9 protein-coding genes and 1 tRNA gene are annotated in these 14,215 nt (G+C 72.1%); 5 read left to right on the top strand and 5 right to left on the bottom strand.

The genetic code is table 11. The features are described 5' to 3' along the window. Positions 1–8: 8 nt before the first annotated feature. From WAE60_RS20045 to WAE60_RS20035, 3 genes are all read right to left on the bottom strand, one after another. The gene (locus tag WAE60_RS20045) at positions 9–596 is read right to left on the bottom strand and encodes a hypothetical protein (RefSeq protein ID WP_337688206.1); all 588 of its coding nucleotides are present in this window, start codon (positions 594–596) and stop codon (positions 9–11) included. A 92-nt stretch (positions 597–688) separates the two neighbouring features. Next, the gene (locus tag WAE60_RS20040) at positions 689–2,083 is read right to left on the bottom strand and encodes an HlyD family type I secretion periplasmic adaptor subunit (protein ID WP_337688204.1); all 1,395 of its coding nucleotides are present in this window, start codon (positions 2,081–2,083) and stop codon (positions 689–691) included. Next, positions 2,080–4,212 (bottom strand): type I secretion system permease/ATPase, encoded by a 2,133-nt coding sequence (locus WAE60_RS20035; protein ID WP_337688202.1) that lies wholly within the window; start codon positions 4,210–4,212, stop codon positions 2,080–2,082. Before WAE60_RS20035 ends, WAE60_RS20040 begins: the two co-directional genes overlap by 4 nt. A 210-nt stretch (positions 4,213–4,422) precedes the next feature. On the opposite strand from WAE60_RS20035, the gene WAE60_RS20030 reads away from it, so the two are divergent. Genes WAE60_RS20030 through WAE60_RS20015 form a run of 4 tightly spaced genes read left to right on the top strand, consistent with a single transcriptional unit; the run spans position 4,423 to position 10,460 of the window. Continuing rightward, the gene (locus WAE60_RS20030; protein ID WP_337688199.1) at positions 4,423–4,788 is read left to right on the top strand and encodes a hypothetical protein; all 366 of its coding nucleotides are present in this window, start codon (positions 4,423–4,425) and stop codon (positions 4,786–4,788) included. 52 nt (positions 4,789–4,840) lie between these two features. Further along, positions 4,841–6,085, top strand: a complete 1,245-nt coding sequence (locus tag WAE60_RS20025) for a TolC family protein (RefSeq protein ID WP_337688196.1) — start codon at positions 4,841–4,843, stop codon at positions 6,083–6,085. Next, positions 6,082–7,236, top strand: coding sequence for an efflux RND transporter periplasmic adaptor subunit (locus WAE60_RS20020; RefSeq protein WP_337688194.1), 1,155 nt, complete (start codon positions 6,082–6,084; stop codon positions 7,234–7,236). The genes WAE60_RS20025 and WAE60_RS20020 overlap by 4 nt, the downstream gene beginning before the upstream one ends. A gap of 2 nt (positions 7,237–7,238) precedes the next feature. After that, the gene (locus WAE60_RS20015; protein WP_337688192.1) at positions 7,239–10,460 is read left to right on the top strand and encodes a CusA/CzcA family heavy metal efflux RND transporter; all 3,222 of its coding nucleotides are present in this window, start codon (positions 7,239–7,241) and stop codon (positions 10,458–10,460) included. Positions 10,461–10,475: 15 nt separating this feature from the next. Here WAE60_RS20015 and WAE60_RS20010 read toward each other — a convergent pair. Continuing rightward, positions 10,476–10,552: transfer RNA gene (locus tag WAE60_RS20010), tRNA-Arg, on the bottom strand. 228 nt (positions 10,553–10,780) lie between these two features. Between WAE60_RS20010 and ggt the strand changes: the two genes are divergently transcribed. After that, a complete protein-coding gene (gene ggt, locus WAE60_RS20005) occupies positions 10,781–12,520 on the top strand; it encodes a gamma-glutamyltransferase (RefSeq protein ID WP_337688191.1) in 1,740 nt (579 codons plus the stop codon). A gap of 172 nt (positions 12,521–12,692) precedes the next feature. Here the strand turns inward: ggt and WAE60_RS20000 are convergent, their stop codons facing one another. Continuing rightward, positions 12,693–14,207: a HAMP domain-containing sensor histidine kinase gene (locus WAE60_RS20000; RefSeq protein ID WP_029911498.1), complete on the bottom strand. Its 1,515-nt coding sequence runs from the start codon at positions 14,205–14,207 to the stop codon at positions 12,693–12,695. Between the last annotated feature and the right edge of the window lie 8 nt (positions 14,208–14,215).

Raw genomic sequence — 14,215 nt, 5'->3', positions numbered from 1 at the left:
ATGCTCGCTCAGCGTTGATCAAATTGACAGATAGCTTCCGACGCCGCCTTCACCCCGGGCCTGGGTCCGGAGAGCGACAGCCTGAACATCGCCGCATATCCAGCTCGACCGGACCGGTAGATTTGGAACTGAACGTCGTCGATGACCGCCACGTCCGAGGTGATGCCATATCCTGACACCACGCTTCTAAGGTGAGTACATGCTCCGCATCCGAAGAGCTGTTCGGGATCGGGCATGAGTTTGATGTTCTTGGCCTCGAGGACCGGATACCCCTTATCAATGGGGAAGAAGTCACCCCCCGGCTCCGCCAGCGCCAACATTGACACTAGGGGGGAGGGCTCATGGGACGTGATGCGACCATGCAGCATCGCGCGTCCTTGCACATCGGCGCGCTCGTGGAACTCGATATCCGAAAACGGGAACCGGCGAATGAAGCGTTTCTGTTCATCGGGATTCTGAGCCGTCCAGGCCAGCCAACGCGTCCCTGGTTCCGCCCCCCCGTTCAACAGCGCACGTGCTGGCTCACAATCCTTCACCGAGCCCCGGACGATGCGGTAGCCCTCTGATTCGGCAATCGAAGCGGAAGAACAGGACACCCCAATCCAAGCCACAACCGTCGCGACTATCGCTTGCGTAACAGGACTACGCACGGATTGGCGCGTCTTGCCGAGAACGACAGAAAAGCCCCTCACCGCTCCCTCCCCGCCTCGCTCACCGTCTTCGCGACCGGCGACCACACGAACTCGATCACCCGCCGTTTCCCCGTCACGATCTCGACCGAAGCGCTCATGCCAGCGGACAGCAGAGCTTGTCGTCCGTCAACCCTAAGTCGCGTCGATGACAGCTTTACCCGCACCGGAAACACCAGGCCGCGCTTCTCGTCGACGATGGCGTCCGGCGAGACCTGGACGACCTCGCCCGTCAGGGTGCCGTAGCGGGTGAACGGATAGGCCTCCAGCTTGATCACCGCGCGGTCGCCGACGTGGACGAAGCCGATGTCGCGGCCCAGGACGAGGGCCTCGACCACCAGGGCCTCGCCGTCGGGCACGATGGTGACGATCGGTTTGCCGGTCTCGGCCACCTCGCCCAGGGTGGTGACCGACACCGCCTGGATGATCCCGCCGACCGGGGCGTTGAGGGTCTGCAGGCCCTGCTTCTGCTCGGCCTTCTTGAGGGCGTCGGCGCGGGTGGCGGCAAGGCCCTCGGCCTCGGCGCGCTCCTGGGCGGCCTGGCCGACGAACTGCTGGGTCAGCTCGGCGGCGTCGCGGGCCAGGGAGGCGACCTGGGCGCGGGCCTCGTCCAGGCGGCCGCGCTGGGCGACCAGGTCCTGCTCGGCGGTGACCATGGCCTGCTCCTGCTGCAGCAGCTTCTGGCGGGCGCCGTAGCCCTTGGCCTCCAGCATCTTCTGGTCGTCCAGCTGGCGCTGGAGGATCGGCAGGGTGCGTTCCAGCTTGACGATCTCGGCCTGGGCCGAGCGGGCCGAGGCCTCGGCGCCGGCCCGCCGTTCGGCCAGCGAGGCGCGCTTGGCCTCGTAGGCCTGGATGCGGGCGGCCACCACCTGGCGCTCGGCCTCGGCGGCGCTGGCCTCGGCGCCCGGCGGGGCGACCACGGCCGCGCCGCCGCCGCGGCTGTAGCTGAGCAGGGCGTTGGCCCGGGCCAGGGTCAGGCCGGCGGTGGAGAGCTCGGTCGTGGCGCTCTCGGCGTCGGCGTCGGCCACGGTCGGGTCCAGGGCGATCAGCAGCTGGCCGGGGCGCACGTGCTCGCCCTCGCGCACGGCGATGGCGCGGACGGTGCCCGGGTCCGAGGGCTCGACGCTACGCAGGCGCCCCGTCGGCACCAGCCGCCCCTCGGCCACGGCGACGGTGTCGACCTTGGCCCAGCAAGACCAGACCAGGGTCCCGCAGACGCCGACGATGATCGTCCAGGTGATGGCCCGGCCGAGCGGCGAGGGCGGGGTCTCGGCGATCTCCAGGGCCGCGGGCAGGAACTGGGTCTCGATGCGGGCCCGGGCGCCGGCCTTGCGGCGGGCGGTCTCGTCCTTCCAGGCCTGGACCAGGACCCGGGCATGGCCGACCAGGCTCATTGCTCGGCTCCATAGCCGTGGGTCTGGGCGCGCCAGAGCTGGGCGTAGCGCCCGCCGGCGGCCATCAGGGTCTCGTGGTCGCCGGTCTCGACGATCGCCCCGTTCTCCATGGTCACGATGCGGTCGGCGATGCGGATCGCCGACAGCCGGTGGGCGATGATCATCACCGTCCGGCCGCGCACGATCTGGCGCATGTTCTTCTGCAGGATCGCCTCGCTCTCGGCGTCCAGGGCGCTGGTCGCCTCGTCCAGGATCAGCAGGCGCGGATTGGTGATCAGGGCCCGGGCGATGGCGATCCGCTGGCGCTGGCCGCCCGACAGGTTGGCGCCGCGCTCCTCCAGCACCGTGTCGTAGCCCTCGGGCAGTTCGAGGATGAACTCATGGGCGCCGGCCATGGTGGCGGCGGCCATCACCGCCTCCATCGGCAAGGCCGGGTCGGCCAGGGCGATGTTGTCGCGCACCGAGCGGTTGAACAGCAGGTTCTCCTGCAGCACCACGCCGACCTGCCGGCGCAGCCACGCCGGGTCCACCTGGGCCAGGTCCACGCCGTCGACCAGCACGCGACCGCTCTCGGGCACGTACAGGCGCTGGACCAGCTTGGTCAGGGTCGACTTGCCCGACCCCGAGGGGCCGACGATGCCCAGCACCTCGCCGGGCTCGACCGACAGGCTGACGCGGCGCAACGCCTCGCGCCCGCCCGGCTTGTAGCGGAAGGTGACGTCGTCGAAGGCGACCCGCCCCTCGATGCGCGGCAGGGCCGCCCGCGACGGCGAGAACTGGGCCTCGGTAGGGGTGTTGAGCACGTCGCCCAGGCGCGCGACGCCGACCCGCGCCTCCTGGAACTGCTGCCACAGGCCCGCCAGCCGCAGGACCGGTTCGGCCACCCGCCCGGCCAGCATGTTGAAGGCCACCAGCTCGCCGACGGTCATCTTGCCGCCCAGGGCCAGGCGCGCGCCGATATAGAGGATCAGGACGGTCGAGGCCTTGTTGATCAGCTGGATGGCCTGGCCGCCCCAGATGTTGAGCCGCGCGGCGCGGAAACCCGCCCCCACATAGGCGGCCAGCAGTCGCTCCCAGCGGCTCTGCATCTGAGGCTCGACGGCCGAGGCCTTGAGCGTCTGCATGCCGGCCACGCTCTCGACCAGGAAGGCCTGGCTTTCGGCGCCGCGCTGGAAGCGCTCCTCGATGCGCCGGCGCAGGGGTCCGGTCAGCAGGCCTGCGACCAGGGCGTAGAGGGCGATGGCGATCAGCACGATCAGCATCAGCCACGGCGAATAGAACCACATCACCACCAGGAAGATGACCGTGAACAGCAGGTCGATGATCAGGGTGACCGACGAGGAGGTCAGGAACTCGCGGATGGTGTCCAGCTCGCGCACCCGGGCGATGGTGTCGCCCACCCGGCGGCTCTCGAAATAGGCCATGGGCAGCGCCAGCAGGTGGCGATAGAGCCGCGCGCCCAGCTCGACGTCGACCCGGCTGGTGGTGTGGGTGAACAGCGCCGCCCGCAGCCCGCCCAGAAGGGTCTCCATCAGGATCACGGCCGCGAGGCCGATCGCCAGCACGTCCAGGGTGGTCAGGCCGCGATGCACCAGGACCTTGTCGATCACCACCTGGAAGATCAGGGGCGTCGCCAGGGCGAACAGCTGCAGGGTCAACGAGGCGGCCAGGACCTCGCCCAGCAGGCCGCGGTACTTGACCAGGGCGGGGATGAACCAGGTGACGTCGAACTTGGCGCCGCCAGGGATCTCCGAGCGCGTGGTCACGAGCACCGCCTCGCCGGCCCAGGCGGCCGAGAGCTCGGTCAGGGACAGCGTCCTGGGCGCCTGGCCCGGCCATTGCGCCAGGACCTCGCCGTCGGCGACCTTGGCCAGGATGAAGAAGTCGCCGCCGCGCCCCCGGGCGATCACCGGCAGGGGCGCGTCCTGGAGGCGGGATATCGGCAGGTTCGCGAGCTTGGCCTTGGCGCCGAGCCTGCGGGCCAGGCGCACCAGATCGCCCGCGTCCGCCTTGCCCGCCTGCCCCAGGGCATGGCGTAATTGCTGCGGATCGGCTCCGATCTGATGGAAGCCGAGCAACAAAACCAGACAGGCGAGGCCATCGTCAGCCTCGGCTCGATACTCACTCACGCGTCGCCCCCGCAACCTGGAGATTTAACTCGCGGAATAGGCGCTTGATTGCAAGCGGCATATCGTCGGTGGAGACGGAACCACGCGTGATTTCGGGAGAACGACGGTCGACGACCGCTCGGGGTCATCGGCGCGACGTCGGCGGCCGGGGGCCTTGGCGTGATCATGTAACACGTTCTCAAGCTCGCCCCCCGAAGCTATAGGACGACCATGCGTCGAACGATGACATGGTGGCGGAACCTGAGCGGCCTGATGGCCGCCTGCGTCCTGGCGCTGCTCGTCGTCGCGCCCACGGTCGGCATGGCGGCCTGCGTCTGCGAGGACGGCGCGCCCGTCGTCGGCGTCGAGACCGCCGTCGTCCAGGCCGTCCAGGGCGATCAGCGGGACCACAACGCGCCCTGCGAGGCCGCGTGCTGCGTCGGCGGCCACTGCCATCACGGCGGCGCCATGCTGGATGCGGCCGTCGCGGACGTCGCCGCCCTGACCCCCGCCGCCGCTTCCGGGCACGCGACGGCGGCCGTCCAGGTCCTGGCCTCGCGCATCCTCTCCGGCCTCGACCGACCGCCTCGCGGCTGACCGATCCGCGCGCCTCTCGCGCGCCGTCGCTCATCCTTCGCGAGGAACCTTCATGTCATCGAACCGATGGCCGCTGCGCGCGGCCTTGGCCTGCGTCGCTTCCGGGGTGCTCTGCACGCCGGTAGCGGCCCAGACCGCCCCGACCTTCCAGACCCTGCTGACGCAGGCCCGGGCCTCCGCGCCGCGCCTGGCGCTGGGCGCCGCCGAGACCCGCGCGGCCGAGGGGCAGGCGACGCAGGCCGCCGCCCGTCCTAACCCGATCCTGGGCCTGATGGTCGAGAACGCCGCCGGCTCCGGTCCCTACAAGGACTTCGACGGCGCCGAGACGACCCTGTCGATCGAGCAGCCGCTGGAGCTGGGCGGCAAGCGCGCCGCACGGACCGCCGCGGCCCAGGCCGACCTCGCCGCCGCCCAGGCGCGCGCCGCCCTGGGTCAGGTCGACTTCGCCCGCGACCTGGCGCTGGCCTACGCTGACGCCGAAGCGGCCCAGCAGCGCCTCGCCATCGCCCGGGACGGCGCCGATCTGGCTCAGGCCGACGCCAGGGCCGCCCGCCTGCTGGTGGACAACGGCAAGGAGGCCCAGGTGCGGGCCATCCAGGCCGAGGCCGGCTTGGCCACGGCCCGCGCGGACCTGGTCGCCGCCCAGGCCGAGGCCGAGACCGCCCTAGCCCGGCTCAGCGCCCTGACCGGTTCGCCCGAGACCTACACCGCCGTCGCCGGGGGTATCCTCGACGCCGTCCCCGCCGCGCCGCCGACCGAGCCGGCTTTCAGTCCCGCCGTCGCGACCGCCCGCGCCGAGCGGGACGCCGCCGAGCGCCGGATCGCCGTGGAGCGCGCGCGGCGCACGCCCGACCTCGCCGTCAGCCTCGGGGTCCGCCAGTTCCAGAGCGACGATTCCACGGCGGCGGTGTTCGGCGTCTCGGTTCCCCTGCCGCTGTTCGATCGCAACCGAGGCGCGGTCGTCGCCGCCACGGCCAACGCCCAGGTCGCCCAGGCCCGGCTGGCCATGGCCCAGGCCGAACAGGACGGCGACCGCCGCGCCGCGTCCGCCCAGGTCGCCGCCGCCGGCCAGACCCTGGAGGCCTCCCGCCAGGCGGAAGGCGCCGCGTCCGAGGCCTATCGCCTGGCCCGGGTCGGCTACGACGCCGGCCGCCTGCCGCTGTCCGAACTGCTGGCCGCTCGCCGCGACCTCGTCGCCGCGCGGGGAAGGGCCGTCGAAACCAAGCTGGCGCGCGTCAAGGCGTTCGCCGACCTCGCCCGCGCCCAGGGCCGCATTCCCTTCGGAGATCAGCCGTGATCGCTCGTCGCTCCCTCATTGCCTCGGCGGCCGCCCTCGTCGCCGCCGCCGGTCTCGGCTACGGCGCCGCCCAATTCACCGCACATCGCCCGGCCCCGCCGGCCCATGAAGAAGAAGGCGGCGAGCCCGGGGAGCACGGCGCGACCGACCTCGTGCCCCTGAAACTCGCCGACGCCGCGGCGGCCGGGGTTTCGGTCGTCACGCCGGGACGCGGCGGCGGCGCGGACATCCTGCTGCCCGGACGCGTGACCCTGGCCGCCAACGCCCTGGCCGCGCTCGGCGCGCCGGTGTCGGGCGCGGTGGAGCGCGTCCACGTCTCGGCCGGCGTCCGCGTCGCCGCCGGATCGCCCATCGCCATCCTGCGCAGCGCCGACGCCGCCTCGGGCCGCGCCAGCCTCGACGCCGCCGGGGCCGGGGCGCAGGCCGCCCTGGCCGCCGCCGGCCGCGACCGCCGCCTGTTCGAGGCCGGCGTCATCGCCCGCCAGGACTGGGAAGCCAGCCAGGCCGCCGCCGAGAAGGCCCAGGCCGACTATCGCGCCGCCCAGGCCCAGGTCCGCGCCATGGGCGGGCCGGGCGCCAACGGCGTCACGGTCCTACGCAGCCCGATCGACGGGGTCGTCACCCGGATCGAGACCCAGGTCGGCGGCTTCCTGACCCAGGGCGCGCTCGTCGCCGAGGTCGCCGACCAGAGCCGCGCCGAATACGTCTTCGACGCCCCCGCCGTCGCCGCCGGCGCCATCCGGCTCGGCCAGGTGATCCAGGTGCAGACGCCGGACGGCCAGCAGGCGCCGGCCACCATCACCGCCGTGGCGCCCGGCGCGTCCGGGAGCAACACCGCCACGGTCCGGGCGACGCCCTCGGGCAGGACCGCACCGGTCGGGTCCGTCGTCTCCGCGCGGGTCATGACGGGAGCGGTCGGCAGCGGCGTGATCATCGTGCCCAGCGAAGCCGTCCAGACCGTCGAGGGCCGCCCCGTGGTCTTCGTGGTCGAGGCCGAGGGGTTCCGCGCCAGGCCGGTGACGCCGGGGCGGGTCGCCGCCGGCTCGACCGAGATCCTGCGCGGCCTGACCGGGTCCGAACGCATCGCCGGCAAGGGCGCCTTCCTGCTCAAGGCCGAGCTCGGCAAGGGCGAAGCGGGGCACGAGGACTGACCATGCTGAACCGCCTGATCGACCTCTCCGTCCGCTTCCGCTGGATCGTCGCCCTGCTGGCCGCGGCCTTGCTGGCCTATGGCGGCGCCCAGCTCGCCGGCCTGCCCATCGACGCGGTCCCCGACATCACCAACCGCCAGGTGCAGATCAACACCATCGCCCCGGCCCTCGGCCCCGAGGAGGTCGAGCGCCAGGTCACCTTCCCGGTCGAGACGGCCCTGGCCGGCATCCCCGGCCTGGTCGAGACCCGTTCGCTGTCGCGCCACGGCTTCTCGCAGATCACCGCCGTCTTCACCGACGCCACCGACCTCTATGTCGCCCGAAGTCTGATCAACGAGCGCCTCCAGGCCGCCCGCGCCACCCTGCCCGACGGGCTGGAGCCCCGCATGGGGCCGCCGGTCACCGGCTTGGGCGAGGTCTATATCTGGACGGTCGAGCTGTCGGGCCCCGCGGCGCGCCCCGGCGCGCCCTATGTCACCCCCGAGGGCGACCGGCTGACCACCGACATCGAGAAGGCCACCTATCTGCGCACGGTCCAGGACTGGATCGTCGCCCCCCAGCTGAAGACGCTGAAGGGCGTGGCCGGGGTCGATGTGCTGGGCGGCTATGTGAAGCAGTATGTCGTCCAGCCCGACCCGGCCAAGCTGTCGGCCTTCGGCATCAGCCTGCCGCAGCTGATCGACGCCCTGGAGCACGCCAACCGCGTCGAGGGCGCCGGCTACGTCCAGCGCGGCGGCGAGGCCTATATCGTCCGCGCCGACGCGAGGGTGAAGACCCTGGCCGAACTGGCCGAGACCCCGGTGGGCCGTCGCGGCTCGGCGGTGATCCGCGTCTCCGACGTGGCCACCGTCGTCGTCGGCCAGGCCCCGCGCCTGGGCTCGGCCAGCGAGGCGGGACGAGAGGTCGTCATCGGCACCGCCCTGATGCTGGCCGGCGAGAACAGCCGCACCGTCGCCGCGCGCGTGGGCGAGCGGCTGAAGGACATCCAGGCCAGCCTCCCGGCCGGCGTGGTGGTCAGGCCGGTGCTGGACCGCACCGACCTGGTGGACGCCACCATCCGCACCGTCGAGCACAACCTGGCCTTCGGCGCCCTGCTGGTCATCGCGGTGCTGTTCGTGGCCCTGGGCAACATCCGGGCGGCGATCATCACCGCCCTGGTCATCCCGCTGTCGTTCCTGTTCGCCGCCATCGCCATGCGGCGGTTCGGGATCAGCGGCAACCTGATGAGCCTGGGCGCGCTTGACTTCGGCCTGATCGTCGACGGCGCGGTGGTGGTGATCGAGAACACCCTGGGCCGGCTGGCCTCGCGCCGGACGGACCTGGGACGGCCCCTGGACGCCCGCGAGCGGATCGGGATCGCGGCCGCCTCGGCCCGGGAAATGGCCCGGCCCGCCGCCTTCGGCCAGGCCATCATCCTGATGGTCTATGCGCCGCTGCTGGCCTTCGAGGGCGTCGAGGGCAAGATGTTCGGTCCCATGGCGGCGACGGTGATGTTCGCCCTGGCCGGGGCGTTCCTGCTGTCCCTGACCTTCGTGCCGGCCATGGCCGCCCTGCTGATCGGCGAACCCAGGGCGCACGGCGAGACCCGGGTCATGACCGCCGTCCGGACGCGGTTCGAGCCGACCCTGCGCCGCCTGGTCGCCCGTCCGATCGCGGTGGCGACCGGAGCCGGCGCGGCCCTGCTGATCGGCCTCGTCGCCTTCCTGAGCCTGGGCCGCGAGTTCATCCCGACCCTCGATGAGGGCGACCTGCTGGTCCAGGCCGCGCGCGTGCCGTCGATCTCGCTGGAGCAGAGCCAGGCCATGCAGTTCCGGGTCGAGAAGACCCTGGCGGCCATGCCCGAGGTCGCCCTGGTGTTCACCCGCACCGGCACCGCCGAGATCGCCTCGGACCCGATGCCGCCCAGCGCCTCGGACACCTTCGTCATCCTCAAGCCGCGCAAGGACTGGCCCGATCCGCGCCTGCCGAAGGCGGCGCTGGTCGAGCGCATGGAAAGCGCCCTGGGCAAGCACCTGGGCAACGTCTACGAGTTCACCCAGCCGATCCAGATGCGGTTCAACGAGCTGATCGCGGGGGTCCGCTCCGACGTCGCCGTCAGCGTCTACGGCGACGACTTCGCGGTCATGGACCAGACCGCCCGGAAGATCGCCAAGGCGCTGCGCGGGGTGCGGGGCGCGGCCGACGTCAAGGTCGAGCAGGTCTCGGGCCAGCCCACCGTCACCGCCACGGTGGACCGCACGGCCGCCGCCGCGCTGGGCGTCCACGCCAGCGACGCCGCCGACGCCCTGGCCATCGGCCTGGGCGGGCGCGAGGCCGGGCATATCCTGGAGGGCGACCGGCGGTTCGACGTCGTGGTCCGATTGGACGAGCAGCGGCGCAACGACCCGGCTGTCATGGGCCAGCTTCCGGTCATGCCGGAAGGCGCGCCGCCCGGCACGGCGGCGATCCCGCTCTCGACCCTGGCCCGCTTCGACGCCAGCGAGGGCCCCAACCAGATCAGCCGCGAGAACGGCAAGCGCCGGATCATCGTCCAGGCCAATGTGCGGGGCCGCGACCTGGGCGGCTTCGTCGCCGACGCCAAGGCCGCCGTGCGCGACGAGGTTCCCCTCCCCGCCGGCTCGTGGCTGGACTGGGGCGGCCAGTTCGAGAACCTGGAGCGGGCCTCGGCGCGCCTGGCGGTCATCGTGCCGGTCGTCTTCCTGGTGATCGCGATCCTGCTCTACTTCGCCCTGGGCTCGGCGGCGGAGGCGGCCCTGGTCTTCGCCTGCGTGCCCCTGGCCCTGGTCGGCGGCGCGGCGGCCCTGGCCCTGCGCGGCGCGCCGTTCTCGATCTCGGCGGCCGTCGGCTTCATCGCCGTCTCGGGCGTGGCGACCTTGAATGGCCTGGTGCTGATGCAGAGCATAAGGCGGCAACTCGCCGACGGGCTCGAACCGGTCGAGGCGGTGGTGTCGGGCACGGTGAGCCGCCTCCGGGCGGTGCTGACCACGGCCCTCGTCGCCATGCTCGGCTTCCTGCCCATGGCGGTCGCCGTCGGCCCAGGCGCGGAAGTGCAGAAGCCGCTGGCCACCGTCGTCATCGGCGGCCTGCTGACCTCGACGTCGCTGACCCTTCTGGCCCTGCCGGTCTTCGCGGCCTGGCTGGCGAGGAAGGGCTGGATGCACGGCGAGGCGCGGGAGACCGCACGAGCCGACGCCCGCGAAATCGGCGGGGTGGAAACCAGCTAGAAACTTGGGAGAAAATGGCGCGCCCGGAACGATTCGAACGTCCGACCCTCAGATTCGTAGTCTGATGCTCTATCCAGCTGAGCTACGGGCGCGCACTGCCTTTCGGCGAGGCGGGGGAGATAGCCCGGACGATCCGGGGACGCAAGCGCCTTTTGATGCAGAATGCGCGAAGTTTGTGGAGAAGGGCTTCCAGGCCTTGACCCGCAAGGCTCCGCTCCCTTCTTGAGAGGAACGACCTTGGCCGTGCGGGGATCGCGATCACGCCCTCCCCGTTCCATGACCAGGGCCATGTGCCCCGAGTCCTTCGACGAAAGTTCGCCATGCGCCTGATCGCCCCGCTGCTCCTCGCCCTGATCGCCGGCTGCGCGCCCCTCTCGGCGGAGGCCCGACCGCCCGCGGAAGGCGCGGTCGCCGCCCCGGAAACGGGGAAAGCCCCGGCCTACAAGCCCAGCGGCATGGTGGCGGCGGCCAATCCCCTGGCGGTGGAGGCGGGCCTGCGGGTGCTGCGCGACGGCGGCACGGCGGTGGACGCGGCCGTGGCGGTGCAGGCGGTGCTGGGCCTGGTCGAGCCGCAGAGCTCGGGCCTGGGCGGCGGTTCGTTCATGGTCTTCTACGACGCCAAGACCGGCAAGGTGACCGCCTATGACGGCCGCGAGAAGGCGCCCCAGGGGGCGACGCCGCAGCTGTTCATGGGCCCGGACGGCAAGCCGCTGGACTTCGTGACCGCGGTGCTGTCGGGCCGCTCGACCGGCGTGCCCGGCGCGGTGGGCATGCTGGCCCAGGCCCAGAAGGAGCACGGCAAGGCCGCCTGGAACAGCCTGTTCAAGGACGCCGAACGCCTGGCCGACGGCGGCTTCACCGTCAGCCCGCGCCTGGCCGGCATGATCAACAGCAAGCGCGTGCCGCAGAACACCGCGCCGGACGTGATCGCCTATTTCACCAAGCCGAACGGCCAGCTCTACCAGGCCGGCGACACCCTGAAGAACCCGGCCTACGCCGCCACCCTGCGCGACCTGGCCGCCAAGGGCCCCAGCGCCCTCTACGAGGGCCCGCTGGCCCAGAAGATCGTCGACCGGCTGCACCAGGGCGACCTGGCCTCCAGCATGACCCTGGCGGACCTGAAGGCCTACAAGCCGCGCTCGGCCGACGCCCTGTGCCGGCCGTGGAAGGTCTACACCGTCTGCGTGCCCAACCCGTCGTCCAGCGGCGTGTCGGTGATCCAGGCCCTGATGATGCTGGACCACACCGACATCGCCCGGCGCGGCCCGACCGATCCCGTGGCCTGGACCCTGCTGGCCCAGGCCGAGCGGGTGATGTACGCCGACCGCGACCGCTACGTCGGCGACCCGTCGTTCGTGAAGGTGCCGATCGACGGCCTGCTGGACCCGGCCTATGTGGCCGAGCGCGCCAAGCTGATCACCGACACCGCCGGCCCCGCGCCCAGCTTCGGCCTGCCCAAGGGCGCGCCCGTCGTCGGACCCGACAGCACCCGTGAGCCGGCCGGCACCACCCACATGGTCATCGTCGATCCGCAGGGGAACGTGGTGTCGATGACCACCACGGTCGAGAGCGTGTTCGGCTCGGGCCGGATGGTCGGCGGCTTCTTCCTCAACAACCAGCTGACCGACTTCAACTTCGACCCGCATGACGGCGACGGCGCCCCCGGGGCCAACGCCGTGGCCGGCGGCAAGCGCCCGCGCTCGTCGATGGTCCCCATCGTGGTGCTGGACAAGGACGGCAAGTTCCTGGCCGCCCTGGGCTCGCCCGGCGGTTCGGCGATCCTGTCCTATAACCTCAAGGCCATGGTCGGGGTGTTCGACTGGGGCCTGACCATGCAGCAGGCCATCAACCTGCCCAACCTGGTGGCGCGCGGCGATATGTTCTCGGCCGACGTCGAGCGGTTCGGCCCGCAGATGACCTCGGCCCTGCAGGCGCGCGGCGTGGCGATCCGCACGGGCCAGGTCGAGGGCTCGGGCCTGCACGGCGTGATCGTGCGGCCGGGCGGCGTGCTGGAAGGCGGCGCCGATCCCCGACGCGAAGGGGTGGCGAAGGGGCTGTAAGAAACCCTCTCCCGGAGGGAGAGGGCGGAGCCCGCCGCGCAGCGGTGGGAGGGTGAGGGGTTACACCCTCGCCGTCTTCTCGCGAACGCCCTGCCGGCACGCCGTCTGACGCTTAACCCCTCACCCTCCCATGCTGCGCATGGGTCCCTCCCTCTCCCTTTGGGAGAGGGTTTCAAGGCTTCGACTTCGCTTTCGGCTTGGCCTCTTCCGCCGGCGCTTCCGGCAGGGGGTCGGGCGTGCCCGCCAGGGTCAGGTCGAACACCGAGCCGCCCGGGCCGGTCTCGACCAGGGCCAGGTCGCCGCCGTGGCCCTGGGCCAGCTCGCGGGCGATGGCCAGGCCCAGGCCCGTGCCGCCGCGGCGCACCGAGCCCACGAACGGCTGGAAGAGGTTGTTGCGCGCCTTCTCCGGCACGCCCGGACCGTCGTCGGACAGCCGCAGGACGCTCATGCCCTCGGCCCGGCGCAGCTCGACGAACACCCGGCCCTTGCCGCCGCGATCGGGCGCGCCCTCGATGGCCTCGCGGGCGTTGCGCAGCAGGTTGGTGAGGATGCGGTGCAGCTGGTCGGGGTCGGCGATCACCTGCTCGCGGCTGTCGATCACCGTCTCCAGGGCCACGCCCGAGGGCTGCAGGCCGGAATCCTCGGCGGCCATGTCGAGGGCGGCGCGCAGGGGCGTGGTGCGCAGGGCCGGGGCCGGCTCCTTGGACTTGCCGTAGGCCATGACGTCGCTGGCCAGGGTGATGGCGCGGTCCAGGGCCCGCTCCAGGCGCGGCAGGGCCTGGGCCACCTTGGGATCGCCCAGGGCGGCCAGGCGGTCCGAGGCCATCTGGGCGCTGGTCAGCATGTTGCGCAGGTCGTGGTTGATCTTGGCCACCGCCTCGCCCAGGGCCGCCAGGCGGGCCTTGGCCTGCAGGGCGGTCAGGAGGTCGGTCTGCATCATGTCCAGCTCGCGCTCGGCGCGGCCGATCTCGTCGCGGCGGCGCGAGACCACCACCCGGGCGGCGGGGTCCTCGGGATCGGCGCGGAACCGCTCCATGGCCTGGGTGATACGCTGCATCGGCCGCACCAGCAGGAAGTTCAGCGACAGGTAGATCAGCCCGCCGGCAAGGGCGGCGACGAAGACCGTCACCCCGGCCAGCCGGCCCAGATTGGCGATCAGCTCGGCCTTCAGCTGGGCGTCGGGCAGGACGATCTCGACGAACTCGGCCTCCTGGCGGAAGCGGGGCTCGGCCATGACCCGCACCATGCTGCCGGGCTTGCTCTTCAGGGTGAAGAACGGCGCGGCCAGCCACGAGCCCGGGTTCTGGCGGCGCAGGTCGACCAGATAGGGCGTGGTGATCTTCAGGCCGCGTGGCTCGGTGGGCAGGACCAGGCGGCGGGCGCCGTCGACCTCGAGCGCCACGATCACAACCCCGGCCTGGTCGAGCAGCTGTTGCGACACCCGGTCGGTCACCCGCCGCTCGGGGTCGGCGTCGGCGATGGTCGAGGCCAGTTCGGCGGCTCGCACGCGGTCCAGCAGCCACTGCTCTTCCAGATAGGCCATGGCCGGGGGCAGGATGACCGCGCCGGCGATCGCCACGAACAGGGCGGTCAGCAGCAGCAGGCGCGCCGACAGGCCGCCGGGCCACGGGAAGCGACGCCCTGGCTTGGCTTTTTCCGGAACGGACGGCGTGACCGGCTCGGTCATCTGTCTGG

The sequence above is a fragment of the Caulobacter sp. CCG-8 genome (assembly GCF_037402475.1).
In the GTDB taxonomy this organism is placed as follows: Bacteria; Pseudomonadota; Alphaproteobacteria; order Caulobacterales; family Caulobacteraceae; genus Caulobacter.
The sequence above is the reverse complement of the archived record's forward strand: the minus strand, read 5'-3'. Positions and strand labels throughout refer to the sequence as shown.

Coding starts and splice junctions, on each gene's coding strand:
- ggt (WP_337688191.1), top strand. CDS start 10,781: ATGCGCCTGATCGCCCCGCTGCTCCTCGCCCTGATCGCCGGCTGCGCG.
- WAE60_RS20030 (WP_337688199.1), top strand. CDS start 4,423: ATGCGTCGAACGATGACATGGTGGCGGAACCTGAGCGGCCTGATGGCC.
- WAE60_RS20040 (WP_337688204.1), bottom strand. CDS start 2,083: ATGAGCCTGGTCGGCCATGCCCGGGTCCTGGTCCAGGCCTGGAAGGAC.
- WAE60_RS20015 (WP_337688192.1), top strand. CDS start 7,239: ATGCTGAACCGCCTGATCGACCTCTCCGTCCGCTTCCGCTGGATCGTC.
- WAE60_RS20025 (WP_337688196.1), top strand. CDS start 4,841: ATGTCATCGAACCGATGGCCGCTGCGCGCGGCCTTGGCCTGCGTCGCT.
- WAE60_RS20000 (WP_029911498.1), bottom strand. CDS start 14,207: ATGACCGAGCCGGTCACGCCGTCCGTTCCGGAAAAAGCCAAGCCAGGG.